The organism is Clostridioides mangenotii TR (assembly GCF_000498755.1).
GTDB lineage: Bacteria > Bacillota > Clostridia > Peptostreptococcales > Peptostreptococcaceae > Metaclostridioides > Metaclostridioides mangenotii_A.
This window is the reverse complement of the sequence record NZ_AXUS01000013.1, coordinates 40,946-66,950: the sequence shown is the minus strand read 5'-3', so window position 1 is coordinate 66,950 and position 26,005 is coordinate 40,946. Positions and strand designations below refer to the sequence as shown.

The window sequence follows — 26,005 nt, the reverse complement described above, 5'->3', positions numbered from 1 at the left end:
TCTCCTTACTTGTATTCACCAGTTCTTACTTTGTATATTAATATCCAACATAGAGAAGATAGTCTATTTAGACCTTTCATTAAATCTTCCCTCTCTATTTGGCCGTATTCACCTTTAAATGCTTCATATAATGAGAGTTCAACTTCTCTAACTGAAGTTCTAATGCTATTTATAGATACTACTACTTCACCCATTTTATAGCTTATATATTCATGGTCTATTCCAAAGTACTTCTTAGGATAATGAGACTGTTCTCTAAGCTCTTTTGTAGTAAGCCCAAGTAAAGTAAATTCTTCTAATGGCTCATCTAATACTTCACATCTTAAGATGGTTCTTATAAATGAAAGTACTTCATCCAAGTCTTTTGCTAAACTTTCCATACCATTTTTTATACATATAATCTGAGATTCTAATATCTTTGTTTCAAGTGAATCAAGTTTTCCCCTTAAAATAATCCTTTTATGGTCTTTAAATACGAGTAAATTACCATTAAGTTGAGTCATATGCTCTGGTTTTTCTGCCATATGCCCACCGAATACCGTAGTATACTTGTACTTTTTTACTGATTCTTCTTTAATTTTTCCATTTTCATCGTCATTATTATCTTTGCCTATATTATTGTTAAAATCTTCTTTATCATCCATATACTTTATCTCAATATTTTTTTCGGATAAATATGATTTTGCAGATGGAGTCACAATCTGACCTCTTTCAATATAGAAAGTTTTAAGTTCTTTATTTTTACTAATTTGCTTTCTTATTTCCGCTTCTGTTATAACTCCCATCTATCTCATCTCCTATCAGATGGATAAAATGTGCTACTAGAAATAAGTAGCACATTTTTGTTAGATTTTAAAATTTAATCCAATATTATTCAGTTACTTTTGGAAGTATTGCATCAACTTCAAAGTGTGGTCTTGGTATAACGTGTACAGATACTAGATCTCCTACTCTTTCAGCTGCAGCTGCTCCTGCATCTGTAGCGGCTTTAACTGCTCCTACATCTCCTCTTACCATAACAGTTACTAAACCACCGCCAACTTGCTCTTTACCTACTAATTGAACATTTGCTGCTTTAACCATTGCGTCTGCAGCTTCTATAGCTCCTACTAATCCTTTAGTTTCTATCATCCCTAATGCGTTTGCGTTTGCCATATCTATTTCCTCCAAAATTTTTTATATTATTTATTTTAATTTAAATTACTAACATATTTATTAACTTGCTTAATTAATTTAATAGCTTAACTTACTAAACTAATTTTTTTACTATTTTTTCTACAAGTAAATCTATTAGCTCATCTTTTCCAACTGAATCTAATAGTTGATTTTCTGAACTAGCTTTGTTACCTTTTAGTTCTTCTATTTCTTTAACTCCATAGGCAACTCTCTTGATGTTTATAAGATCAAGTGGTCCTATATTGTTTGATGTAGAACTACCACCTATTGCACCACATCCTAGTGTAAGTGCAGGAACTAGATTTGTTGATCCTCCAATTCCACCAAGTGCTGAAGGAGTATTTACCATTATTCTTGATACAGGCATTTGTAAAGCGAATTTTCTTACTAAATCATCATCATTTGCGTGCATTGAAAAAGTATGACCTGCTCCTTCATTTAATAATACTTCTCTACATCTATCTACTACTCTGTCTACATTTTCTTCAACATAGAATGCAAGTATTGGTGCAAGCTTTTCTCTAGAATATGCTACATTAGCGCCAACTCCAGTTTCTCTAGCTACTAATATCTTAGATCCTTTTGGTACATCCTTAAGTTCAGCAAGTTCACATATCTGAGCTACACTTTTACCAACTATCTTTGGATTCATAGTTCCATTAGCTCTTAATATAAATTTAGATAGTTTTTTACTTTCATCATCTGTAAGTAAATGTGCACCTTGATCTTTTAACTCTTTTACAACTTTTTCTTCCATAGCTTTTTCTACTACTATAGATTGTTCTGATGCACAAATTACACCATTGTCAAAAGTCTTAGAATCTATAATTCTCTTTACAGCTAATTTCACATCTGCACTCTTATCGATAAAAGCTGGTCCATTTCCAGGCCCTACTCCTATTGCAGGTGTTCCTGATGAATATGCAGCCTTAACCATTGCTTCTCCACCAGTAGCTAGTATCATAGCTGTATCTTTATGCTTCATTAGCTCACTTGTTGCCTGCATAGTAGGTGTAGTTATACAAAGTACTGCATCTTCTGGGCAACCTGCGCTTTTAGCTGCATCATTTATTACTTTAATTGTCTCAATAATACAGTTTTTAGCATTTGGATGCGGTGAAAACACAATAGTGTTTCCTGATTTTATTGATATTAATGTTTTATATATTACTGTAGAAGTAGGATTAGTAGAAGGTATTAATCCTGCTATAACTCCTAGTGGAGTAGCTATCTCTATAGTCTTTTCCGCTGGATTCTCTCCAATTATTCCTACAGTTTTTTCATTTTTTATATATTCATAAACTCCTTGAGAAGCAAAGGTATTTTTTACTATCTTATCTTCCCATTTACCAAAGCCTGTTTCCTCATTAGCCATCTTTGCTAATCTAGATGCGTTTTCACACGCAGCATCGGCAATAGCTTTTACTATTTTATTTATCTGATCTTGATCTAACTTAGCTAATTTTTCTTGAGCAATCTTAGCTTTTTTAACAAGAGTTCTGACCTCTTGTATTGAAATTAAGTCTCTATCTACAAGTTCCATAACTATTTATCCTCTCTATTCATCTTATCAATAAACTCTACAAGCTCCTCCTTCTTCATCCTTTTTAAAGTATTTGTACTTATCGAAGGATCAAGTGTTTTTATTTTTGCCTTAAGCTCTTTAACACTGATTTTAGATAAATCTGAAGTTTCTTTTTCAAGTTTACTTGTATCTTTTTCTTGAACCTCTTCTTTTAAATTGATTGTGTCTAACTCTTTTACTGCCTCTGATTTAGTTATTTCAATTTCCAATTCAGCTGTTTCTTGTTTTCCAGCTACTTCATCCGCTTCAACTGATTGTATCTCTGTCACTTCTTGAGACTCTATTATTTCAAACTCTGCAATTTCATTTGATTCTAATGTTTCTATTTCTTCTATAGTATCTTCTGATTTTTTAGAGTCTGAGCTAACCTCATCAATTTTATGTTTTGGTTCATCATTATTAGGTTTAAATAAATATTCTTCTACATCTGAGTTTAATCTCGGTATTACATGAGCTGATCTCAGTGTTCCTATTCTTTCTACAGCTATCTGAGCAGCATCTACTGCAGCTTTTACTGCTCCTACATCTCCAACTATACTTACAGTGACTATACCGCCGCCGACTCTATCAATTCTTGAAAGGTTAACATTTGCAGCTTTTAAGCAAACATCGCTCGCCTCTACAGCCGAAACAAAACCTATAACTTCAATTAATCCTAAAGATTTCATTTAATTAAAATCCTGTTGGATTCTCTGCTACTGATTTAACAGCTTCAGCAAATGCGTCACACGCTGCCTTGCAAGCTGATTGAGATCCTGTAAGTAATGCCCCTCCAAAGTTTGTCTCAGTAGGAGGTTCAAATAGTTCACAAAGTTTTACGTCTGCAGCTTTTAGAGCGGCGTCTAAAGCGTACATTGATTCTAATGGTGGTGCTACTAGGTAAGCTAATGCTTCACCTTCTTTAACTCCAGCTAATTCAGAAAGATAAGTTCCAGTTCTAGATACACAATGCGCGTAGTAAACTATAGAATCGTCGTCATTTGCACTTATAAATGACGCTCCGTACTCCATAAAATCAACTATTGCATTTAGACCACTTCTTACTTCTGCTGGACTAGGTCCTGCTATAATTCCAATAACTTCTCCTGCTATCTTAGTCGATGCGCTTCCTGCACCAGCATACATTGATTTAGCGTATACAACATCTACCTCTGATGCTTTAGTTGCTTCATCTAAAGCTGTATAAGTCACGTCATCACAGTCAGAAGTTATAAGTCCTAAACTTTTTTGATGTGGTTTTAATTTTAATTTTTCTGCCATTTCTACAGATATATTTGGTATTATCTTTGTTCCCAATATATTTGGGCGAATTACATCATTTTTCATATTCTATACTCCCCTAACTAATTATTTTAGGTCAATTCCAGATGCTTTTTTATCTAACATAGTTTTATAAGTTCTGATATATGTGCCCCTGCCTCAACAGCAGTTGTTCCACCTTTGTGTATGTTTGATATAACAGTTCTTTTTGCCTCAGCAATTCCTATTTTAGGTCTATATGTTATATAAGCAGACATAGATTCTGCAGTTACAAGGCCAGGTCTTTCTCCTACAAGCATACATACTACTTCGCAATCTAATTCTTCACCAAGTTGATCCATAGCACCAACTCTACAGTGTTTTACAAAAAGTATTTCTCCAGTTTCAATTCCATACATCTTAAGACCTTGCTTTATTGACTCAACGCAGTCTTTAAAGTTTGCCTCTATAGCAGCTGAACTAAGTCCATCTCCTACCATAAGTAATACTTTTTGTTTAGTTCCTAATTTTTCTTTAACTGCATTTATTGTTTCTTTAGAAAATCTTCTACCTAAATCTGGTCTAGTAAGATATTCATCTTTATCTCTACACAGTGTCTCTACTGCGAATAAATTGTTTTCTTTTACAAAATCCTCATCTACATATGAGAATACTGCATCTTGTGCTGCTGCATGGTCTGCTCTAAATCTTAAAACAGTATCAGTTTTGTATCTCGCACCAGCTCTACCTATTCCTAACCTTGCAGGAGTTTTTGCTTTCATATCTAAATAAGCTTCTGCATCTTTAGGATTTTTTACAAGTAATTGTTTTTTAATATCTATTTCAGTTATATCATCGATACATCCATCGTTATCAACTTCACTTACATACTCATTTTTTATAGTGTCTTGAATCTTATCTACATCAATATTCCCAGCCATTTGTTCAACAAGTTGTTCAACTAAACCTCTTAACTCTTTTTCATTCATCACAAAACCTCCTATCCTAATAATATAGATGCGTCTCCAGCTCTACTAGTTAACTTACCATTTTTTGAGAATTCCATCTTTTCAAGCCAAGCATCAAACTCTTTTATTGCTGTAAGTCCAAACATCTCTCTAAGCGATGCTGTTTCATGGTATCCTGTAGTTTGATAGTTTAACATTACATCATCTCCGTGTGGTATACCCATGAAGTATGTGCAACCTGCAGTAGTTAATAGAACTGCTAGATTTTCCATATCATTTTGATCTGCTTTCATGTGGTTTGTATAACAAACGTCAACTCCCATTGGAAGTCCACTAAGTTTACCCATGAAATGGTCTTCTAAACCTGCTCTCATTACTTGTTTTGCATCGTATAGATACTCTGGTCCTATAAATCCTACAACAGTATTTACTAGGAAAGGTTCGTATTTTCTAGCAAATCCATAACATCTTGCTTCCATCGTAACCTGATCTATTCCGTGATGCGCTTCTGAAGAAAGTTCTGAACCTTGTCCTGTTTCAAAGTACATTACATTTGGCCCAGTAGCTGTTCCTTCTCTTAAAGCTAATTGTCTAGCTTCTTCTATTGTTTGACCGTTAAAACCAAAAGCTTCATTTCCTTTTTCAGATCCAGCTATTGATTGGAATATAAGGTCTGCTGGAGCTCCTTTTTTTATAGCTTCCATCTGTGTAGTAACGTGTGCTAGTACACAGTTTTGAGTAGGGATTTCGTATTTTTGTTTTACCTCTTCAAATCTCTTTAATACTTTAGTTACACTTTCAACTGAGTCATCTACTGGATTAAGACCTAAAACTGCATCTCCTATCCCGTAAGTAAGTCCCTCTAAAAGCGATGCCATAATTCCATCTGGGTCATCAGTTGGGTGGTTTGGTTGAAGTCTAGCTGATAAAGTTCCCTCTTCACCTATGGTAGTGTTACAATGAGCCGTTACTTTAATCTTTTTAGCTGCATAGATTAAATCCATATTTGACATTAGTTTAGCTACTGCAGATATCATTTCAGAAGTTAATCCTCTAGAAATTCTTCTAATATCAGCTCCTGTAGTATCGCTGTCTAATAACCATTCTCTTAAATCTGAAACAGTCCAGTTTCTGATATCTGTATAAATTTTTTCATTTACAGCATCTTGTATAATTCTTGTTACTTCATCTTTTTCGTAGTCAACAGCTGGATTGTTTCTTATATCAGCAAGAGTAATATTAGATAAAACTACCTTTGCTGCTACTCTTTGCTCTGCGGATTCAGCCGCTAGTCCTGCCAACTTATCACCTGATTTTTCTTCATTTGCTTTCGCCATTACATCATATAAATTTTTGAACTGATATGTGTGTCCAAATAATCTAGTCTTTAAAATCATGTGTATACCTCCATTTATTAATTAAAAACTAATGTTTTTATTACCACTGGTAAAACTTTTCCATCCGCAATAGGTTTTCCTATATCGATGTAGTCTCCATTTTCAACCTTAATACTGTCTATACATACTATATCTGTTTTGTAATTTAACAACGCATATATGGATTGACCTAGTGCTTTAGCCATATCGTTTTCTACAATCACGATAAACGGCAGTTTTTTCTCTACTATTTCACTCATGCCATCGACAATGCCTTTAGCATATTCTGTAACTTTTTCAAAGCTCGGATTTTTTTGTCCATTAATTGCTATTGCAATTTTTTGAAGATCATTTTCTAGCTTGAACCAATTTAATTTTGTCTTAATTGATTCGCTTAGTTCTTTCGAGTTACCGCTTTCTTCATCCATTGAAAGTTTTAAAATCGGCAAGTTTTTAATTGGAAAAGCATCATTAGTGTAAGTAATAGTACTTCCACTTACCTCAGTTGTATGAGATCCTGCTCCAACAACAGTTGCACGTATTGTTTCTAGCGGCTTTATTACATTGATATTTCTCAGTTCTTCACAATTTTTTATTGCTTGTCCTAATAAAATACCTAGGTCTCCATATTTAAAATAATCATCTATAGAACCATCGTAATAAACGTAGTCGGCAACTCCTCCAGAGAATGATACATTTTTTATATCTTCATCTAGTGAAATAGACTTATTAGTAACTAGAAAATCGAATAATTCACTTTTTTCTTTTAGTCCGATGCTTTCCACTATAATGTCTTTCATTATATTTACGATTGGATTTATATTATCTTTTGTTATTTTTGTTCCTACTCGGATATTTAGATTTTTATCTTCGATAATAGTCTCAATTTTCGGTGAGATATAAGTGACTTCTTTACTTGCAACATCGACCTTTATTAGTCTTCCACCAATATCTAAACATCCTGTATCTACTACTTCACCTCTTTTAAAAAGCGATAGGTTACTTGTTCCACCGCCTACATCTATATTTACAACAGTAGTAGAATGTTCTTTTGAATATATATGTGCACCTGCACCTTTCCCTGAAATAATACTCTCAAGATCTGGCCCCGCAGTTGCGACAACAAAGTCTCCTGCAAATCCACTGAGTGCATGTAAAACATCATTGGCGTTTTCTTTTCTTGCTGTCTCACCAGTGATTATTACAGCTCCAGTCTGTATGTCATCCTTGTCTATATTTGCTTTCTTATATTCAGACTCTACAATCTCTTTAATTTCTTCTCCATTTATTTCTGTTGTTGAAATTAAAGGTGTAAAATATACCTTACTTCTATAAACTATCTCTTTGTCCACTATACTTATCCTAGGCACTGAGAAGTTTGAAGCTGTATTTTCTACTGTAAGCTTAGAAAATATAAGTTGAGTTGTACTGGTACCGATATCGATACCAACGCTAAGTAATTCTTCTTTCACATATTCACCTCCAAGAGTACAAAGTATGTTGTAAACAAGCAAAGGGGCTCAAAGTTATGATAAATAGAGGATAACAACCTCATTTATCAATAACCTTAAGCCCCTTTGCTTAATTAAAACTACTACTTTGTAGATTAGTTATCTGTTTTGGTATCTTAATAAGTACTTTTGTACCATTTTTATTTGATTGTCTTACAATTTCACCTTTTAATACTTGTTGGACATAGCTTTCTATTATGAAAGTACCTAAACTATCATTGTTTACTTTACTTTCATCTAGACCAATTCCATCATCGGCTATCGCTATGTTCTTAAATTTTTCTTCTTGATTAATCAGTATCTGTATATTCCCACAGTCTCGACCTTCAAAAGCATGATCAAAACAATTTTGAATGATTTCATTCATTACCAGTAACAGTGAAGTTGCTTTATCGCCACTTATTTCGAAATCATCTCCTGATATATATATATTTATATCTTTGTTGTCGCTATATCCACCCTGTATATTGCTAATAAGCAGATCAATAGCATCCTTTATAGATATCTTATTGTCAACTTCTTTTGACAGTAAATAGTGTGTAGATAGTATTGCAAATACTCTATTAACAGTATTGTCAAGACAGCTTTTCACTTCTTCATTTTTAGATAATCTACTTTGTTTTCTAAGTAGAGAAATTACTGTGTATAGATTATTTTTCACTCTATGGTGAGCCTCTTTAACAGCTACCGATTTTAAAACGAGTTCTGCTTCTTTCTTTTTTAATTCAGTTACATTTTGAATCACCTTTGCCAACTTAAATACACCATCTTTTATTGGTATACTTTTAATAGACAAGTACATATCGCCGATGTAAACTTCTTTTGTATCATAATCCTCGTCTTTAAATGCTTCAAATTCATCATTTTCAAGAGTCAACCAATCGTAATGATTATCTATTATGTCATCTGTAAACCCTAAATTTCTGTACAGCTCTTCAGCATTTTTATTTTTTAACTTTAAGTAGCCATTCTCATCGAATACAAGTATTGAAGAGTTCAAATTATCTATAAAAAAGTCGTTATTTTTGAACAAGTTTATAAAGTTGTAAGAACTTGTATCTTTAACAGAATTCATTATACTAAAATCTTCTTTTAAATCTTCACTTATATCTTTTTCTACTATTATGACTCCTATTGTCTTGTCCTCTAAATTTATAGGCTGAATAGTCTGCTTTACTAGTTTGTACTCTTGTGTTAAAGCTTTAATATCTCTTTTTAAATTACCAGTTCGAAATACTTCTATAACCCCTGGTTCATTCTCTTGTAATGCAGGTTTTCCTGCTATATTTTCACTGTATAAAGATTTATTTTCAGGCATACTGTGGGCTACTACAAACGCTTCAGACATCTTTTTACCGAGTACATCTACAAATACATCACTTTCGTAAAAATCTGCCATAAATTGTATGGATTTAGATACTTCTATTATCTTATCAATCTCTATCTCATTTAAAGATGTTTCTCTTTTGCAGATTTCTCTGATTGACTTATCTATATTAAGCATCATAACCTATTATAATCGTTTTTGAGATTTCCACCATAGTAGTTCTCTTATCCATACTAAGCTTTCTAATTCGTGAATACGCATCCTCTTCTGTTATGCTATATTCTTTGATAAGTATGCCCTTTGCCTTTTCTATTATCTTTCTTTCTGTTAATTTAGAATTTATATCGTCTAAATTTTTTTTCATTTTTTCAAACTCTTCAACTTTAGATAAACACATCTCTATCGTAGGTATAATTATCTTCTCATTGGGTGGCTTTACTATATATCCAAAAGCTCCTATGCTTTTAGCTTTCTCTATATACTCATCGCCATCAAAAGATGTTAACAAAAGTATTCCTCCAGCAAGATTTTCCTTATTGATTATCTTACCTGCTTTTATTCCATCTAATATTGGCATGTCTATATCGAGTATAACTAGGTCAGGACTATGTTTCTTGCACTCTTCAACTGCCTCAAAACCGTCGCAAGCTTCACCAATTATATTATATCCTCTGTCAAGTAGCATATCTTTAATATCCGCCCTTATAAGCGGGTCATCGTCGACTAATAATATTTTTCTTTTCATATTATCCACCTCAATTAAGAATGTACATAGATACATTAGATTCCATAGCATTAGCTTATTTAAAAAACTATTTTTTATTCTTTATTTTTAAATAAGAACGAAGTTCTTTAATTCCTATATCTTCTATTGTGTCTACTTTAAAGATTTTACTAGCTCCTGCCATAGTTAATTGCTCAAATGCTAAATCTATCTCTGCTTTTGTAGCTATGGCGATTTTTGTAATAATGCCTATTACTTCTTTATTAAACATTGTTGCAAATCCTGGTGCTATATAATTCTCTTCCTGAGTACAATCATACACTAAAGCTATTATTTTTGCATCTACCGAGGTAGTCATAAGTGCGTTATACAGTGTCCTATTCTCCATATATTCACCTGGTGTATCTATTGCATCATTGTATAGTTCTATTGATTGTGTCTTTTTGTATTCAAGTTCTAGTTCATCTAGCTTTTGGCATAGTGTAGTCTTCCCACTTCCTGTTTTTCCCATAAAGATTACATTTTTCATATTTATGTCCTTGTAACCTTAGTAGATGAGAAACTCAACATATTTCCAAGAACCATTAAAACTTCGTCTAGAGCCGATTCAACAGAACTTACGTCACCGCTTATAACTAATGATCCACTAAATCTATCTATAAAACCTAGAGCGACACCCGAAGCCTTAGTTGCTACATCTGCAGCTATTATAGAAGCCTCACTAGGAGTTATCGTTAAAATCCCTAAAGCATCTTTTTTATCTAGGACAAGGCCTAACTTCTTATATATGTCTTCACTCGGATTTGCTATTATATGAGCAAGTGTAACTTGTTTACCAGGAACATATTCTTGTATTACCCTTTGTACATTATCTTCACTCAAAATTTTCCCTGCTTTCTAAAATTAAATAGGGGCTCCACAAAGACAAAATATCATTGTCTTCAAGAAGCCCCATTGCTTTTCTACTCTAATATCACTCCATTGTGATATATTATTTAACTTACTATCATTATAAATATTATGTTTATAATTGTCAATATTTTTAGAATAAAATTAAAAGGTTTTCCCTTTGTATTATTTTCAATACTTAGCACTATTTGCTAGATAAGATTCTTTATAATACTTACTATCTCTTTGTGTGTAGGATTCTTAGGATTTGTCTTAGTGCAAGTATCATTTAATGCTGCTACCGCAATTTCATCTTCAAATGCTGATAGATCCTTCTCTTTTATACCACATTCTCTCAAAGTTGTAACCATATTCATATCATTTTGTAAGTATTTAATCTCATTTATTAGACGTTTTACACCTACTCTTATATTAGTAGAATTAAAATCTAAAAGCTTTGCTATTTCGTAATATTTCTGTGCAGCAATAGAATACTCTCCGCCAGCATTATTTTTAATATCCGAATTGTACTCTACAACATGTGGAAGCAATAACGCATTTGTTCTTCCGTGTGGTATTTTAAACTTGCCGCCTAGAGCATGTGCTATGGAATGGTTTATTCCAAGTGAAGCGTGGTTAAATGCAAGTCCTGCCAAACAAGAAGCTGTGTGCATTTTTTCTCTTGCTTCTATATCTTCACCGTCATTATAAGCTCTTCTCAAATATTTAAATACAAGTTTTATAGCTTTTTCAGCAAAAGCATCTGAGAAATCATCTGCATTTATTGAGACATAAGCCTCTATCGCATGTGTCAGTACATCCATTCCAGTATCTGCAGTTATAAAATTAGGCACTGTCTTTACAAGTTCTGGATCTAAAATTGCTATATCTGGAAGTAAATCATCAGAAACTAGAGGATATTTCACCCCTTTTTGCTTATCTGTTATAACTGCAAATGATGTTACCTCTGACCCTGTACCACTTGTAGTTGGTATAGCTATAAATTCTACATATGTTTTATTTAATATTTTTTTAGAAAAATCCATTATAGCTTTAGCTGCATCTATAGCAGATCCACCACCCACTGCAACTATCACATTCGGGTCAACTTTATTAAAAGCTTCAACTCCCTTAACTATAGTCTCTATAGGTGGATCTGGAACTATTTCGCTAAATATTTCATATGTAGCTTCTTTTAAGTTTTCAACTATCTTATTTATATTCCCCGATTCCACCATAAATGGATCTGTTATTATCAATACGCTTTTATCTTGAATCTCTTGCAGTGCTTCTAATGAGCCAAGGCCAAATTTTATCTCTGTTTTTAATTCAAAATTTTTCATTAGCGACCTCCCTTAAAAATGCAAAAAAGCCCCATAGTTATACTATGGAGCTTCGCTGCTCTCGTAAACACATCATTGTGTTTGATACTATAAATATACTAGTTCAGATAATTATTGTCAATATAATAATTTTTTCGTACTATATTTATTTATTATAAACTACTATTTGATTTTATATTTAATTGAAGTTATGCTGCATTTTCTATACAATTTAAGTGAGTCTGTTAAAATTTTAATTTTACTCAACTTTACTACTATAATATTCTAGGAGGAATTGTTTATGAAGGAAACACACAAAATTCTTTTTGAACCGATAAAGATTGGATCGTTAGAAATTAAAAACCGCTTTGTTATGGCTCCAATGGGACCTGCTGGACTTTGCAATGAAGATGGAACTTATAACGAAAAAGGTGTGGAGTACTATGTAGAAAGAGCTAAAGGTGGAACAGGGCTTATAATGACTGGTGTTACATATGTTGAAAACGACATCGAAAAATGTGTTATGCCGTCTATGCCTTGTGCTACTCTAAATCCATTAAATTTTGTTAAGACAAGCAAGATTATGACAGAGAGAATTCATGCCTACGGTGCCAAGGTTTTCCTACAACTTACAGCTGGATTTGGACGAGTTTCTATACCTAGCTTAGTTGGAGATATAGCTGTTGCACCATCCCCAATACCTCACAGATGGCTAGATAATGTGACTTGTAGAGAACTGACAATTGATGAAATTCATATTTACATAAATAAATTTGCAGAAGCAGCTAAGGTTGCTCAAAACGCTGGTTATGATGGTGTAGAAATACATGCTGTTCACGAAGGATATTTACTAGACCAATTCGCAATATCCTTTTTTAACAACAGAACAGATCAGTACGGCGGTTCTTTAGAAAATAGACTTCGCTTTGCATGTGAAATAGTTAAAGCAATTAAATCAGAATGCGGCGAAGACTTCCCGGTATCACTTCGCTACAGTATAAAAAGTTTTATTAAAGACTGGAGAAAAGGCGGGCTTCCAGGTGAAAAGTTCGTTGAAAAAGGGCGCGATATAGAAGAAGGTATAGAAGCTGCTAAAATCTTAGTCAACGCTGGATACGATGCTTTAAACGGTGATGTTGGAAGCTACGACTCATGGTATTGGTCACATCCACCTATGTACCATAAAAAAGGAATGTACTTAGAGTTTAATGAAAAACTTAAAAAAGTAGTAGATGTGCCTATAATTACTGCCGGTAGAATGGAAAATCCAGATCTATCAAGCGCCTCTATATTATCAGGTAAAACTGATATGATCGGTCTTGGTAGACCTCTTCTTGCCGATCCTCAGGTACCGAACAAAATAAGTGCTGGAAAATTCGATCACGTCCGTCCATGCCTATCTTGCCAAGAAGGTTGTATGGGAAGAGTTGCCGCTTACTCTGGACTCTCATGTGCTGTCAACCCTGCATGTGGTAGAGAAAATGAATACTCTATCGCAAAAGCCTTCGATAAAAAGAATGTTCTTGTCGTAGGCGGAGGAATCGCTGGTATGGAAGCTGCAAGGGTTTCTGCTATTAGAGGTCACAAAGTTACACTACTCGAAAAATCTAATATACTAGGAGGAAATATTATTCCTGGCGGTGTTCCTGATTTTAAAGAAGACGATAGAAACCTAGTAAGTTGGTATAAACTTCAACTCGACGAATTAGGAGTTGATGTTAAATTAAACACAGAAGTAAATAAAGACAATATAAAATCTTATAATGCAGATACTGTAGTTTTAGCTACAGGCTCAGACCCAAAACTTATCGATATCGATCAAGCCGAAAATATATATACAGCCGAAGAAGCTCTTCTTTCTAAAAAAAATGTAGGAGATTCTGTTGTAATCGTAGGTGGAGGACTTGTTGGATGCGAAACAGCCCTTTGGCTACATGAGCAAGGTAAGAAAGTAACTATAGTTGAAAAAATGAGCGATATACTTAAACTCAACGCCCCTCTATGTCATGCCAATTTAGACATGCTATTGGAACTTATTGAATACAAGAAAATCGAAGTAAGATCCAACTCCTATATAAGCAAAAAAACTGATATAGGGTTTATTCTAAATTCTAATGGTATTGAAGAAGAAATAGATGCCGATAGTATAGTGCTTGCAATTGGATATTCTCCTCAAAATAAATTATACAACGAAATAAAATACGATGTAGACGATATTCATTTAATTGGCGATGCTAATATGGTAAGTAATATAATGTATGCTGTGTGGGATGCTTATGAAGTTGCTAAAAATATATAAAGTGGATAATTTAATATAGTGTCAATAAATAAAAAGCTATTTGAGATAAAATAATATATCCGACTACCACAGCTTGAACTAAAGGCTGTAATGTAGTCGGATATATTATTTTATCTCAAATCGTTTTTTATTTATTGTCACTTGAAACTTCTTTAGTTTTATACATCATTTTTGATAATATATATGATATTGTTAGAACTACAATAGTGATGAGTGCAGTCAATAATATTAGGTTAATATTGTTAAGAGATATTAGTGTTTGTGTAATCACATTGTCGATATTTTCCTGTAAAGCTATAGCTCCAAATAAAAATATCATTACTACAAACATCGATATATATCTACCCTTTATTGACCCAAATTTAATTATAAATGGTATCAAAGCACTAATTGAAAGAATTGCTGTTATAACCCCTAATACGCCTTGTTGAAGATATGTTGTTTGAAATCCAAAGTCCATAATATCAATTTGTATGCCAAAGACAAAAGAGTATTTTTTACCATTAATATAAATATGTATCCTAATGTAAAAAATGTTATACCAATTAGTAAATTTATAAATGCTAATACATATCTTGACAAAATGTATTCTTTTTTTGTGACTGGTAAATAAGAAATTAATGTGTCTATACTGTCTTTATCTTCATAAGCCATAACCTGGTAAGTAAAATTATATACTGTTATAGGAATTATCATGTTAAGTATAAATAGATTTAATGCACTGATAGGAATAAATATTAAAATTGATACTAACATTTTTCTCATAGACCATAGATTAGTATAGCTTAGCTTTGTAATATTCATAACATTATTCATGTCTTCTCGCCTCCACATAGAATCTTAATATATCTTCTAAATTTACAGTATCGTAAACTACTTCATTTCCAAAAAAGTCGTATGATCTATTTTTGTCGTCTACAATACCCTCAAATCCAAATTCATTTTCATCAATGTATATAAATAAATCTTCAGTTTCTGAAACTAATAGTTCTTTTTTGCCTTTAATTTTACAGTGTTTTTCTAGTATTTCATCTTTTACTCCTGATAAAATTATTTTGCCATCATATATAAATACTACGTAATCTCCCACTTTGTCTAAATCAGAAGTGATATGTGTAGACAAAAATACAGTTGAATCGTCAACATCAATTCTCTCTTGAAGTATCTCTAAAAATCTGTTCCTAAATAGTGGGTCTAGATTTGCTGTTGGTTCATCAAGAATTATAAGCTTTGGATGATGTGAAAGAACTAAAGCTAGTTCAAACTTCTTTTGTTGTCCCTTTGATAAAGATTGATATTTATTGCTTTCATCTATACCGAATTCTTCTATATAAGAATTATATAAGCCCTCATCCCAATTTTTATAAAATCTCGATATGTTTCTTTTAAGGTCGGATAGTTTTGATTCCTCTAGAAAACCTGGTTTATCCGATATATATCCAATTTGCGATTTAATTGATATATCGTCCTCTAAAAACTCTTTTCCGAAAATCTTAACTGATCCGCTGTCCTTTTTAATCATATTCATTATTAATTTTATTGTAGTTGTTTTCCCAGATCCATTAGGACCTATAAAACCAGTTATAAATCCACTCATTATATTTAAATCATTGATTTCTAATTCAAACTTTCCTAATTTTCTGCTCAAATTATTTATTTTTATTGCATCCATGTTATACCTCCTCAAATAAATTCTTTGAAATTTCTATCCATTCTTCAAAGCTCACATCTACTGCTTTTGCCTGCCTAATAATTTCTTCAAGTTTGCATTCTATCTCGTATTTAGCTATTTCTTTTAGTCTTTCTGAATTTTGGTTAGCAACAAAAGTTCCCTTGCCGGCAACGATTTGGATAAACCCCTCTTTCTCAAGTTCTTCATAAGCCCTTTTTGTAGTTATTATGCTTACTTTCAATTCTTTTGCTAGCGATCTTATAGATGGTAATACGTCACCAGGCTTTATATTCAGAGAGATTATTTCAGACTTTATCTGACTTTGAATCTGCTCATACAACGGAACTGATGATGAATTACTTATATTAATATTCAAATTTTCACCTCTCCTAATTCAACTGTGTATACTGTATATATACTTTATATACACATAATAACAGCGCAAATATAAAAAGTCAATAAAAAAAGTGATTATATCCAATCTAATTTTGAATATAATCACTTTTCTATCTTCTTTTTTTACCTATTTATTGTTTATTCACTTCATGCTCCAATGCATTCAATCAATTAGTCTTGAGACAACAACGCTTCTTTCCATGCCTCTTCTTTAAAACCAAGAAGTACTTTCTTACCATCAAATAGCATTGGTCTTTTAATTAGCATTCCATCACTTACAAGAATATCTAAAAGCTTATCTGCTTGCTCTGTCTTTACTACATCTTTTAGACCTAATTCTCTATACTTCATTCCACTTGTATTAAAGAATTTTTTTATTTCTAAAGCACTAGTTATATAAATATTTTCCATCTCTTCTCTTGAAAGTGGAACTTTAACCATATCTATATCTTCGTAAGCTATATTGTTTTCATCAAGCCAATTTTTAGCTTTTCTAACTGTTGAACATTTTGAATATCCGTATAATTTAATCATTTAAATTTCCTCCTTAAGCTTTATGTCCCCAACTACTCCATCTTTAATACTGATAATTTTATCAGCTACACTGTCTGCAAAAGCGACATCATGAGTTATTATAAGAACAGTCATACCTTTGTCTTTTAGTTTTTTTATAATAGCTACAACTCTCTGAATCGTATCTGAATCTAAAGCTGATGTAGGTTCATCAAAGCACAGTACTTTAGGCATAAGTGCACACGATCTGGCTATTGCAACTCTCTGCTGTTGCCCTCCAGATAGCTCAAAAGGATATGCGTCTAATTTATCCTCTAAATCCACTAATTTCAGTAATTCTTTTGCAGTTTTCTCTGCTTCATATCTATCCGCTTTAAAAATATTAACAGGCGATTCTATTATATTCTCTAGTACAGTCATGTGTGGAAATAGGTTGAAATTTTGAAATACCATTCCTATTTGTCCCCTTATCTCCGCCATATCTTTACTGGACTTTATCGTTTTATTATCAATAATTATCTCGCCACTATCAAATTTTTCAAGATCGTTGATACATCTTAAAATAGTAGTTTTACCTGCACCTGATTTACCTAATAATACTCCTACTTCACCTTTTTCAAGTTCGAAGGTTATATCTTTAAGAACCCTATTTTGTTTAAAAGACTTATTTAAATTCACTACCTTTAACATATTTTACCCCCTATTTATAGTACATAAACTTTTTTTCTAAAAGTTCAAATCCTTTTGTAAGTATTGCCACAAATATTAGGTATATAGCACCTGCTTGAAAAAGCGGAATCAAACTTACATCCCTGTTCATGGCAATTTGAGCTATTCTTAAAATATCATTTAGCCCAAGTATATACACTAGAGATGTATCCTTAACTAAAGTAATAACTTCATTTGAAACAGGAGGAAGTATTCTCTTTAAAACTTGGGGAAATATTATTCTTTTGTACATGGTAACTTTATCAAATCCAAGTACTTTTGAGGCTTCGTACTGCCCTCTATCTATAGACTGGACTCCACCTCTAAATATTTCAGCGAAATAGGCTGCATAATTTAATATAAAGGCTATAATACCTGCTGTAAACCTATCAAAAGTTATACCTATAAGCGGCAAGCCGTAGAATATTACTATCATTTGTAAAAGCAGTGGTGTGCCCCTCATTATAAGTATATAACACTGTGTAATCCCACTTACCAGCTTATTTTTAGACAATCTTAAAAATGTAACTAAAATGCCAAGCGGTATCGATACAATAAGTGTTATTAAAAATATCGCTAAAACTATTCCCAAACCTTGTAACATAATATGGCCCCCTCATAAATTATCTGTCTAAATTTACCAATCTTATTTAAACCATTTTTTGTATATCTTTTCGAAAGTCCCATCGTCTTTCATTACTTTGATTTTCTCATTTATCTTATCACTAAGCTCTTTATTGTCCTTTGCTGTTGCAACTACATAGTCTTCAAGTCCAAAGTCTTCTTCTAGCACTTTGTACTTTTCTTCACCCTTTTGGCTCATATAATATCTAACTAAAACTTCATCGCCGACAACTGCACTTGTTCTGCCTATCTCTAAGTCTCTAAGAGCTTTGTCGTATGTGTCGTAAAGCACTGGAGTGCCACCTTTTAAAGTTTCCATAAATGCTTTATCTTTTTCGATTGCGTCATATGCTGTAGACCCTTGTTGAGTGCCAACTTCTTTATCTTTTAAATCAGCTTTAGTCTTTACATCAGAATCGCTCATCGTAACTATTATTTGTTTATTTTGAAGGTATGCGTCTGTATAAGAAATCTTCTTCTTTCTCTCATCAGTTATAGAGTAACCATTCCACAGCACATCTACATTTCCTGAATTAACTTCAGTTTCCTTCATCGACCAATCTATAGGCTGGAACTTAACATCCTTTTCCATTCTTTCAAAAGTTTCTTTTGCAAGATCTATATCAAAACCAACTGTTTCACCTTTTTCATCTAAAAATCCCATCGGTACAAATGTATTATCAAATCCAACCACTATTTCTTTTTTATCATTTTTATCTGCAGCTTTATCGCTTTTACCAGAACAACCTACCATACTTCCTACTAGCACTACTATTGCAGTTAAAATACATAATTTTTTAAATATATTTTTCATAATTATTCCTCCATTATCAATTTTTTAATAAATTTTTTAACTTCTAATTTTTGTATCAATCTTATTTTATTTTTTAACATAAATTTTTAGCGCGCATAAAAAATTGTATTAAAAACTCCCGTCTCTAGCTATAGCTAGAGGACGGGAGTTGACTCTCGTGGTTCCACCTCTTTTTATTAATGCCTCACGACACTAACCTCATCAAGTACAATAGTGTTATCTATACTCTAGCACTGTAACGGGTGCAAGGATACCGAAATCTTCTACTGGGACAAAAGTCCTTTCAAAGTCCTGCTCAAAGATGTGTTCAAAGTATAATCTAATGCTCCTCTCACCAACCGGAAACTCTCTGATTAAGATACCTACTCCTACTATTTCTTATCATAGCATTTAAAAGTGTTTATAAAATTTTCTAAACTGTTCTTGTTATTGATTTTAAATCATAAACCAAAATCTGTCAATAGATATTTTTAATTTTTTTATTCTTATTTTTTAATTTTCTAAAAATTAAATTATTATTGGCCCCAAGGAACTACTTCTACTTCTCCATAAGATCTATCTTTTAGCCTATTGGAATACTCGCCTTTATATCCGATAATATATAAAAGCACAAGTTCTATATATCTTGTTCCAATAGTAATTATATTCCACATATCTTCAAGCTCAAGTCTAGCTCTTTTAGTCTTCCTACTCGGATGCACTATAGTATTTCTGTAGTAAATTAAAAGATCTACACCATCATCGAATTTCTCGTTAATCCAATCATCAAAAAATAAAAGCTCTTCTTTTCCATACGGAATCTTGCAAGAATCCAGAAGTAATCTTAGATTTTTTGATGTAACATTTTTATCAAAATCTTCATCAGTAATAGTTTTTTCCTGCTCAACTAAAACTATATATGAAAGAGTCTCAAGGGCAACTTGCACCGAGATTATATTATTCTCTAAAGTTATGCTACTTAACGATTCAATGTACCAGTTAACTACATTTCTTATAGCTTTACCATAGTAAAAGTCCTCTAATTTTTTACATATTAAACCTAAATATTTTTCGATATTGTGGTGATTTGATATAGTGTCTGTCCAATTTGGCACAAATTTAAACGGAGAAACTCTACTTTCTCCCCACAGTTTATACACTACAGAATCATCTTTATAACCAAGTGCAGTGCAAAATCCAACATATCTGCCACAAGCGAAACTAAGTGCTATTGATATATCATCTAAAATATCGATTATATTGCTTGTTTTAAAGCTCTTATTGTCTTTCCTGTAGATTCTGCCGACATGAGTTATTATAGCTCCAGATTTAGACTTTAACTCTTCATAAAGCTCTTTTCTATAATCTTCTCTCTTGTCTAATACCACAACAAAATCATTATATTCAAACTCCATCCTACCTGCATATAGTATTTCGCCATTTTTTATAAGTTTTCCTGAGTATTTATTTGAATTTAATATGCCAAAGTCTACATAATCTACAAATGAATTTTTCGATCTCATATAACTCCCATTTAAGTATCCGTCAATTGAGGACTTACTTAGAGAATTTATACTTACAGAAGTTATTTTGTATCCATGTACTTCTAAAACAGCATTGTCATAATTCAACTCCATATTTCCTATATCTACATCATCTATATCCTCAACAAAAAGTATATCTGCATGGAAATTAATAGACACAGGTGGAATCGTCTTCAAATACACTTTTCCACTACATTTATATTTTTTATCTAGGTAAACACAAAAACGTCCCTTGTAAATAACGATGTCTTCACTTACATCGTATTTGAATAGTTCTGATGAAATAAAGTTTTCATATAACTTCATCGCCTACCACCTTTTCTTTAAAACTTTTTATTAAAATATTTAAAGATCTTTCTTTAATGTCTCCTTTAAGTTTATGTAAGAAAAATCTATTATCTCCTTACAGCTAACTTTGTCCCTCTTTAGATCCTTACATATATGTGATCCATATTTTTCAGATACTGAGTTCATAGCATCTTTTACGTAAAGTTTTGCATTACTAGTCTCTGTATCGTTTTCTCTTCCCTTTTCATAACTTATTATAATGTTTACTGCATTTATTGCACCGCACAAACTTCCAACGGCATTTCCACCGCCTAAGCCACTTCCAAGTGCTACAGGTATATTAGCACCAAATTCTTCGTTGTACGCCTTTATTACAGACTCAGCACAGTTTAAACCTCTTTTATTGTATTCCGATGCTTTAGTTTCTTCACACATATTGATTCCTCCTCGTGCGTTTAATTCATACTAAACTTATTATATCAAATCCATAGGCAATATACACAGATATAGTATAAATAATTTCACATATGAAAATACACATAAAAATATCTAAACCATAGCTTACATCCTTTGGTTTAGATATTTTTATTAAATCTCATTTATACTTTAGATTATCTAACTGTACAACATTTTTTATATATTCTCTTTTTCCAGATTTCTAAATGCTGTTGAAAGCATTAATTTTATTCTATTAAGTTGATTTACCTCACTTGCTGATGGATCGTAATCAATAGGTATAATATTCGAATTTTTGTACAATCTCTTAAGCTCTTTTATTGATCCCTTGCCAATAATATGGTTTGGCAGACAACCAAAAGGCTGCATACAAATAATATTATCTACCCCTTCATTTAAAAGTTCTACCATCTCACCTGTTAGTAGCCAACCTTCTCCAGTTTGGTTACCTAATGAAACTACAGGTTTAGTGCTTTCAGCTACATTTTGAATTCTCTCTGGTGCTGAAAATCTCTTGCTGTTATTCAGAGCTTTTTTATACGATTTTTGATAAGCTTCAACAATCGCAATAAACGCCTTACCAGCCATCTTAGATTTTCCTGTTCCTTCTAAGTAATCGTGTTTAAACACTGTGTTGTAAGCACAACTCAAGAAGAAATTAGTAAGGTCCGGTACAACTGCCTCTGCTCCTTCAACTTCAAGTATATCAACTAAATTGTTGTTTGCCACTGGATGGAATTTAACTAGTATCTCTCCAACTAATCCAACTTTAGGTTTTTGAACGTCTAATATTTCTAAGTTGTCAAAATCATTAACTATAGAATTTACATTTTTCTTAAATTCAGATAACTTTCCTTTTACTAGAGATTCTTTACATACATCATTCCATTTTTTAAACAGTGCATTTGTACTACCTTCAACTTTTTCATAAGGTCTTACCCTATAGAGAACTCTCATCAGTAAATCTCCGTAAATAGCAGCCATAAACAGTCTATTTATAAGTTTTAAAGACACATTCTCCATCAAACCATTTTCTTCTATTCCATTTACGCTAAGTGCTACAACAGGTACATCTTTAAATCCTGCATCGTACATTGCCTTTCTTAAAAATCCAATATAGTTTGTGGCTCTACATCCACCACCAGTTTGAGTTATGGTAACAGATGTATTGTTTAAATCGTATTTTCCAGATTTAAGAGCTTTAATAAGCTGCCCAACTACTATAATGGCTGGATAACAAGCATCGTTGTTTACATATCTAAGCCCTTCTTCAATAACACTATTGTCTGTATCGTTTAATACCACTATATTAAATCCACTTAAATTAACCGCTTTTTCAATTAAGTCGAAGTGAATAGGTGACATTTGTGGCGCTAGTATTGTATGACCTTTAGCAAGTTTAGTGTTTTTATCGTATTTCTTCTTATTTTCTGTATCTTTTACATGTACATTGTTTACTTCTCTCTCTGACATAGCTGCCTGCAGAGATCTAAGTCTTATTTTAGCAGCACCTAAATTGTTACCTTCATCTATCTTAATAACTGTATATATCTTAGACTTTTCATGAAGAATTTCCTCAACTTGATCTGTTGTTACAGCATCTAGCCCACACCCAAATGAGTTTAATTGCACAAGTTCTAAATAATCTTTTTCTCTCGTAAATGCTGCGGCTCTGTAAAGTCTAGAGTGGTATACCCACTGGTCTACAACTCTAAGCGGTCTCTCCAGTTCTGCAAGATGTCCTATAGAATCTTCTGTTAAAACAGCCAAACCAAGTGAGTTTATTAGTTCTGGCATACCGTGGTTTATCTCAGGATCTATGTGGTAAGGTCTACCAGATAATACAATCCCTTTGAGTTTCTTTTCTTCCATATCTTTTATAGCTTTTTCACCGACTGTTTGCATTTCAAGTTTAAATGAATCCTGTTCCTTAGTTGCAGCATCAACTGCACTGTATATGTCCCTTTTAGATAAATTATTAAAAAATCTTCCGAGTTCATTGTATAATCTTTTTTTCAATTTTTCTTTATCATTTAAACTGATAAAAGGATTCATATAATTTATATTTTCTGTTCTCAATTCCTCTACGTTGTTTTTTATAACTTCAGAATAAGAAATTACAACTGGACAGTTGTAGTAGTTGTCTGAGTTTTGATCTTCTTTATTCTCATTTGTAACACTAGGATAGAATATATTTTTTATACCTTTGTTTATAAGGTTCTCTATATGCCCATGAACTAGTTTTGCTGGATAACAAACTGTTTCAGATGCTATACTAGTTATTCCTTTCTCGTACAATCCTTTTGAAGATCTATCAGATATAATTACTCTAAAGCCAAGATTCGTAAAAAATGTAAACCAGAATGGATAGTTCTCATACATATTTAAAGCTCTAGGTATACCTATCTCACCTAATGGAGCTTCTTCTTTCTTTAGAGGTTTGTATTTGAATACTCTGTCGTATTTGTACTGGTAAAGATTTATTGGTTTTTCATCTTTGTTAGGCTTTTTACCTCCATGTAAAATCTCACCCTTTTCACATCTGTTTCCCGATACAAATATCTCTTCATCTGAAAACTTATTTATAGTAAGTAAACAGTTATTTGAGCAACCTTTACATCTAGTTACATCTACATCTAGATTTACACTTGTAAGTTGATCTTGCTCAATCAACTTAGTTTTATAGCCAACTGTGTACTTCTCTCTTGATATAAGGGCAGCGCCAAAGGCTCCCATTATTCCAGAAATATTTGGTCTGACAACTTCTTGATTTATAAGTTTTTCAAAACTTCTAAGTACCAAGTCATTGTAGAAAGTACCTCCTTGAACGACTATATTTTTTCCGATTTCATCAGTGTTTCTAATTTTAATAACTTTAAATAACGCATTTTTTATAACTGAATAAGATAGGCCTGCAGAGATATCTCCTACTGATGCGCCTTCTTTTTGCGATTGTTTAACTTTTGAATTCATAAAAACTGTACATCTTGAACCAAGATCTACCGGGTTTTTAGAGTAAATCCCCGCCTTTGCAAAGTCTTCAATTCCCATTGATAACGAATCTGCAAAAGTCTCTAAAAACGAACCACATCCTGATGAACACGCCTCATTAAGAATAATACTATCTATAACACCATTCTTTATTTTTAGGCACTTCATATCCTGTCCACCTATATCTAATATAAAATCTACATCTTCATTAAAAAATTTCGCCGCCTTATAGTGAGCAATTGTTTCTATTTCGCCATTATCTATTTTAAGGGCTTTTTTTATAAGAGCTTCTCCGTATCCAGTAACAGTAGTATACGCAATCCTACTATCCGTTGGAAGTAAATTATATATGTCATTAATAGCCTTTATTGTAGTTTTTAAAGGCGCACCATGGTTACTTCCATAATGAGAATATAGCAAGTTGCCCTCTTCGTCTACAAGGGCTAATTTAGTTGTTGTAGAGCCAGCATCTATACCGAGATAACATTTGCCTTTTAATTCTTTTAAATCTTTAGTTTTTACCTTATTATTACTGTGTCTATCCGTAAATTCTTCGTACTCTTTCTCATTGTTAAATAGTATATCTATGTAATCAGTATCTACTGAATCGATACAATCAACAGAGTTTAATTTATCAATTAATGAAGATAAATTTACACTATCTTCATCGGTAGACAGGATACTTGCTCCTAGAGCAACGTAAAGCTGTGCATTTTCTGGAAATATTATATCTTCATCACTTAAATTTAATACTCTCTTAAAAGCCTCCCTAAGTTCAGATAGGAAATAGAGTGGGCCCCCTAAAAATGCCACTTTACCTTCAATCTTTCTCCCACATGATAATACACTGACAGTTTGTACCACTACAGCGTTGAAAATACTCATAGCTATATCTGTTTGTTTAGCTCCATCGTTTATAAGAGGCTGTATATCCGTCTTGGCAAAAACACCACATCTTGAAGCGATAGGATAAATTACCTCATAATCTTTAGCTAATTCATTTAATCCCTTTGCATCAGTTTTTAATAATGATGCCATCTGATCTATAAATGCACCTGTTCCACCTGCACATATACCATTCATTCTCTGATCCACACCGTCACTTAAAAATGTAACCTTCGCATCTTCTCCACCTAGTTCAATAACTACATCTGTCTCTGGATTAAAATGTTCTATAGCTTTTGTACTAGATATAACCTCTTGAGCAAACTTAACCTCTAGTACTTTAGAGATACCTATGCCTCCAGAACCAGTTATTACAATAGTTATTTTTTTATTTCCAAACTTTTCATACACCGAATTAAGTACTTCTTTTACAGATTTTATTACATCAGAATAATGTCTTTTGTATTCTTTATAAACTATGTTGTTATTGTTTAGCACCACAACTTTTACTGTTGTAGAACCTACATCAACACCTATATGAAATAATTCTTCCATAATATAACCTCCATCACATAAACCATCTTATTGTAAGTTCTAAATTTAATATTTAGTAAGTTGCTCTATAAGTATTATGATTAGTTTATAAAATTTATGATTAGTCGCTAATCAATTATTCTACTAGGTAGTCCGTAAGTAAAATAATCAAATTATTATATAAGT

The 26,005-nt window shown here is 32.4% G+C and carries 25 protein-coding genes and 1 other annotated feature; of the genes, 1 reads left to right on the top strand and 24 read right to left on the bottom strand.

Annotated features, from left to right (window positions below; translation table 11 throughout):
• Positions 1 to 5 precede the first annotated feature (5 nt).
• The 13 genes from T473_RS0108135 to T473_RS0108075 all read right to left on the bottom strand — a co-directional run bounded on the left by T473_RS0108135 (position 6) and on the right by T473_RS0108075 (position 12,137).
• Complete coding sequence (locus tag T473_RS0108135; protein WP_024621467.1) at positions 6 to 785, bottom strand: ethanolamine utilization cobalamin adenosyltransferase; 780 nt, start codon at positions 783 to 785, stop codon at positions 6 to 8.
• An 85-nt stretch (positions 786 to 870) separates the two neighbouring features.
• Entirely contained in the window at positions 871 to 1,155 is a 285-nt protein-coding gene (locus T473_RS0108130; RefSeq protein WP_024621466.1) for a BMC domain-containing protein, read from the bottom strand.
• A gap of 94 nt (positions 1,156 to 1,249) precedes the next feature.
• Positions 1,250 to 2,719, bottom strand: a complete 1,470-nt coding sequence (locus T473_RS0108125; protein ID WP_029791635.1) for an acetaldehyde dehydrogenase (acetylating) — start codon at positions 2,717 to 2,719, stop codon at positions 1,250 to 1,252.
• Between the two features lie 2 nt (positions 2,720 to 2,721).
• On the bottom strand, positions 2,722 to 3,429 hold the full coding sequence (locus T473_RS20235) for a BMC domain-containing protein (RefSeq protein ID WP_024621465.1): 708 nt from the start codon (positions 3,427 to 3,429) through the stop codon (positions 2,722 to 2,724).
• A 4-nt stretch (positions 3,430 to 3,433) separates the two neighbouring features.
• Positions 3,434 to 4,087, bottom strand: coding sequence for an ethanolamine utilization microcompartment protein EutL (eutL, locus tag T473_RS0108115; protein ID WP_024621464.1), 654 nt, complete (start codon positions 4,085 to 4,087; stop codon positions 3,434 to 3,436).
• 53 nt (positions 4,088 to 4,140) lie between these two features.
• A complete protein-coding gene (gene eutC / locus T473_RS16485) occupies positions 4,141 to 4,989 on the bottom strand; it encodes an ethanolamine ammonia-lyase subunit EutC (RefSeq protein WP_330369428.1) in 849 nt (282 codons plus the stop codon).
• Between the two features lie 11 nt (positions 4,990 to 5,000).
• Entirely contained in the window at positions 5,001 to 6,365 is a 1,365-nt protein-coding gene (locus tag T473_RS0108105) for an ethanolamine ammonia-lyase subunit EutB (RefSeq protein ID WP_024621463.1), read from the bottom strand.
• Positions 6,366 to 6,382: 17 nt separating this feature from the next.
• Entirely contained in the window at positions 6,383 to 7,816 is a 1,434-nt protein-coding gene (eutA, locus tag T473_RS0108100; RefSeq protein WP_024621462.1) for an ethanolamine ammonia-lyase reactivating factor EutA, read from the bottom strand.
• A 109-nt stretch (positions 7,817 to 7,925) separates the two neighbouring features.
• Positions 7,926 to 9,359 (bottom strand): sensor histidine kinase, encoded by a 1,434-nt coding sequence (locus T473_RS0108095; protein ID WP_051365891.1) that lies wholly within the window; start codon positions 9,357 to 9,359, stop codon positions 7,926 to 7,928.
• A complete protein-coding gene (locus T473_RS0108090; protein ID WP_024621460.1) occupies positions 9,352 to 9,927 on the bottom strand; it encodes an ANTAR domain-containing response regulator in 576 nt (191 codons plus the stop codon). Before T473_RS0108090 ends, T473_RS0108095 begins: the two co-directional genes overlap by 8 nt.
• Positions 9,928 to 9,994: 67 nt before the next feature.
• The gene (locus tag T473_RS0108085) at positions 9,995 to 10,435 is read right to left on the bottom strand and encodes a EutP/PduV family microcompartment system protein (RefSeq protein ID WP_024621459.1); all 441 of its coding nucleotides are present in this window, start codon (positions 10,433 to 10,435) and stop codon (positions 9,995 to 9,997) included.
• A gap of 2 nt (positions 10,436 to 10,437) precedes the next feature.
• Positions 10,438 to 10,788 carry a BMC domain-containing protein gene (locus T473_RS0108080; protein ID WP_024621458.1) on the bottom strand — a complete coding sequence of 117 codons (351 nt, stop codon included), beginning with the start codon at positions 10,786 to 10,788 and terminating at the stop codon, positions 10,438 to 10,440.
• Positions 10,789 to 11,006: 218 nt separating this feature from the next.
• Complete coding sequence (locus T473_RS0108075; protein ID WP_024621457.1) at positions 11,007 to 12,137, bottom strand: 1-propanol dehydrogenase PduQ; 1,131 nt, start codon at positions 12,135 to 12,137, stop codon at positions 11,007 to 11,009.
• Positions 12,138 to 12,417: 280 nt separating this feature from the next.
• Between T473_RS0108075 and T473_RS0108070 the strand changes: the two genes are divergently transcribed.
• Entirely contained in the window at positions 12,418 to 14,415 is a 1,998-nt protein-coding gene (locus T473_RS0108070) for an oxidoreductase (RefSeq protein ID WP_024621456.1), read from the top strand.
• Positions 14,416 to 14,542: 127 nt separating this feature from the next.
• Here T473_RS0108070 and T473_RS19420 read toward each other — a convergent pair whose 3' ends face one another.
• The 11 genes from T473_RS19420 to T473_RS0108015 all read right to left on the bottom strand — a co-directional run bounded on the left by T473_RS19420 (position 14,543) and on the right by T473_RS0108015 (position 25,840).
• On the bottom strand, positions 14,543 to 14,875 hold the full coding sequence (locus T473_RS19420) for an ABC-2 transporter permease (protein WP_077065780.1): 333 nt from the start codon (positions 14,873 to 14,875) through the stop codon (positions 14,543 to 14,545).
• On the bottom strand, positions 14,830 to 15,231 hold the full coding sequence (locus T473_RS19415) for an ABC-2 transporter permease (protein ID WP_024621454.1): 402 nt from the start codon (positions 15,229 to 15,231) through the stop codon (positions 14,830 to 14,832). The genes T473_RS19420 and T473_RS19415 overlap by 46 nt, the downstream gene beginning before the upstream one ends.
• Complete coding sequence (locus T473_RS0108055) at positions 15,224 to 16,087, bottom strand: ABC transporter ATP-binding protein (protein WP_024621453.1); 864 nt, start codon at positions 16,085 to 16,087, stop codon at positions 15,224 to 15,226. Before T473_RS0108055 ends, T473_RS19415 begins: the two co-directional genes overlap by 8 nt.
• Position 16,088: 1 nt before the next feature.
• Positions 16,089 to 16,463, bottom strand: coding sequence for a GntR family transcriptional regulator (locus T473_RS0108050; RefSeq protein ID WP_024621452.1), 375 nt, complete (start codon positions 16,461 to 16,463; stop codon positions 16,089 to 16,091).
• A gap of 191 nt (positions 16,464 to 16,654) precedes the next feature.
• A complete protein-coding gene (locus tag T473_RS0108045; protein WP_024621451.1) occupies positions 16,655 to 17,017 on the bottom strand; it encodes an arsenate reductase family protein in 363 nt (120 codons plus the stop codon).
• On the bottom strand, positions 17,018 to 17,686 hold the full coding sequence (locus T473_RS0108040; RefSeq protein ID WP_024621450.1) for an amino acid ABC transporter ATP-binding protein: 669 nt from the start codon (positions 17,684 to 17,686) through the stop codon (positions 17,018 to 17,020).
• 10 nt (positions 17,687 to 17,696) lie between these two features.
• Entirely contained in the window at positions 17,697 to 18,308 is a 612-nt protein-coding gene (locus tag T473_RS0108035; protein ID WP_024621449.1) for an amino acid ABC transporter permease, read from the bottom strand.
• 42 nt (positions 18,309 to 18,350) lie between these two features.
• On the bottom strand, positions 18,351 to 19,142 hold the full coding sequence (locus tag T473_RS0108030; RefSeq protein WP_024621448.1) for an amino acid ABC transporter substrate-binding protein: 792 nt from the start codon (positions 19,140 to 19,142) through the stop codon (positions 18,351 to 18,353).
• A 134-nt stretch (positions 19,143 to 19,276) separates the two neighbouring features.
• Positions 19,277 to 19,536, bottom strand: a binding site (T-box leader).
• A gap of 121 nt (positions 19,537 to 19,657) precedes the next feature.
• A complete protein-coding gene (locus T473_RS0108025; RefSeq protein ID WP_024621447.1) occupies positions 19,658 to 20,971 on the bottom strand; it encodes a hypothetical protein in 1,314 nt (437 codons plus the stop codon).
• A gap of 39 nt (positions 20,972 to 21,010) precedes the next feature.
• Complete coding sequence (locus tag T473_RS0108020; protein ID WP_024621446.1) at positions 21,011 to 21,388, bottom strand: C-GCAxxG-C-C family (seleno)protein; 378 nt, start codon at positions 21,386 to 21,388, stop codon at positions 21,011 to 21,013.
• Positions 21,389 to 21,586: 198 nt separating this feature from the next.
• Positions 21,587 to 25,840 (bottom strand): 2-hydroxyacyl-CoA dehydratase, encoded by a 4,254-nt coding sequence (locus T473_RS0108015; protein ID WP_024621445.1) that lies wholly within the window; start codon positions 25,838 to 25,840, stop codon positions 21,587 to 21,589.
• Positions 25,841 to 26,005: the final 165 nt, after the last annotated feature.

Excerpts from the sequence above, each read along its gene's own strand:
- eutC (WP_330369428.1), bottom strand. The coding sequence starts at position 4,989 with ATGAATGAAAAAGAGTTAAGAGGTTTAGTTGAACAACTTGTTGAACAA.
- T473_RS0108040 (WP_024621450.1), bottom strand. The coding sequence starts at position 17,686 with ATGTTAAAGGTAGTGAATTTAAATAAGTCTTTTAAACAAAATAGGGTT.
- T473_RS0108030 (WP_024621448.1), bottom strand. The coding sequence starts at position 19,142 with ATGAAAAATATATTTAAAAAATTATGTATTTTAACTGCAATAGTAGTG.
- T473_RS0108015 (WP_024621445.1), bottom strand. The coding sequence starts at position 25,840 with ATGGAAGAATTATTTCATATAGGTGTTGATGTAGGTTCTACAACAGTA.
- T473_RS0108095 (WP_051365891.1), bottom strand. The coding sequence starts at position 9,359 with ATGCTTAATATAGATAAGTCAATCAGAGAAATCTGCAAAAGAGAAACA.
- T473_RS0108130 (WP_024621466.1), bottom strand. The coding sequence starts at position 1,155 with ATGGCAAACGCAAACGCATTAGGGATGATAGAAACTAAAGGATTAGTA.
- T473_RS0108125 (WP_029791635.1), bottom strand. The coding sequence starts at position 2,719 with ATGGAACTTGTAGATAGAGACTTAATTTCAATACAAGAGGTCAGAACT.
- T473_RS0108070 (WP_024621456.1), top strand. The coding sequence starts at position 12,418 with ATGAAGGAAACACACAAAATTCTTTTTGAACCGATAAAGATTGGATCG.
- T473_RS0108075 (WP_024621457.1), bottom strand. The coding sequence starts at position 12,137 with ATGAAAAATTTTGAATTAAAAACAGAGATAAAATTTGGCCTTGGCTCA.
- T473_RS0108025 (WP_024621447.1), bottom strand. The coding sequence starts at position 20,971 with ATGAAGTTATATGAAAACTTTATTTCATCAGAACTATTCAAATACGAT.
- T473_RS0108045 (WP_024621451.1), bottom strand. The coding sequence starts at position 17,017 with ATGATTAAATTATACGGATATTCAAAATGTTCAACAGTTAGAAAAGCT.
- T473_RS0108035 (WP_024621449.1), bottom strand. The coding sequence starts at position 18,308 with ATGTTACAAGGTTTGGGAATAGTTTTAGCGATATTTTTAATAACACTT.
- T473_RS0108085 (WP_024621459.1), bottom strand. The coding sequence starts at position 10,435 with ATGAAAAATGTAATCTTTATGGGAAAAACAGGAAGTGGGAAGACTACA.
- T473_RS0108135 (WP_024621467.1), bottom strand. The coding sequence starts at position 785 with ATGGGAGTTATAACAGAAGCGGAAATAAGAAAGCAAATTAGTAAAAAT.
- eutL (WP_024621464.1), bottom strand. The coding sequence starts at position 4,087 with ATGAAAAATGATGTAATTCGCCCAAATATATTGGGAACAAAGATAATA.
- T473_RS0108090 (WP_024621460.1), bottom strand. The coding sequence starts at position 9,927 with ATGAAAAGAAAAATATTATTAGTCGACGATGACCCGCTTATAAGGGCG.
- T473_RS0108020 (WP_024621446.1), bottom strand. The coding sequence starts at position 21,388 with ATGTGTGAAGAAACTAAAGCATCGGAATACAATAAAAGAGGTTTAAAC.
- T473_RS0108105 (WP_024621463.1), bottom strand. The coding sequence starts at position 6,365 with ATGATTTTAAAGACTAGATTATTTGGACACACATATCAGTTCAAAAAT.
- T473_RS0108055 (WP_024621453.1), bottom strand. The coding sequence starts at position 16,087 with ATGGATGCAATAAAAATAAATAATTTGAGCAGAAAATTAGGAAAGTTT.
- T473_RS19415 (WP_024621454.1), bottom strand. The coding sequence starts at position 15,231 with ATGAATAATGTTATGAATATTACAAAGCTAAGCTATACTAATCTATGG.
- T473_RS19420 (WP_077065780.1), bottom strand. The coding sequence starts at position 14,875 with ATGGACTTTGGATTTCAAACAACATATCTTCAACAAGGCGTATTAGGG.
- T473_RS20235 (WP_024621465.1), bottom strand. The coding sequence starts at position 3,429 with ATGAAATCTTTAGGATTAATTGAAGTTATAGGTTTTGTTTCGGCTGTA.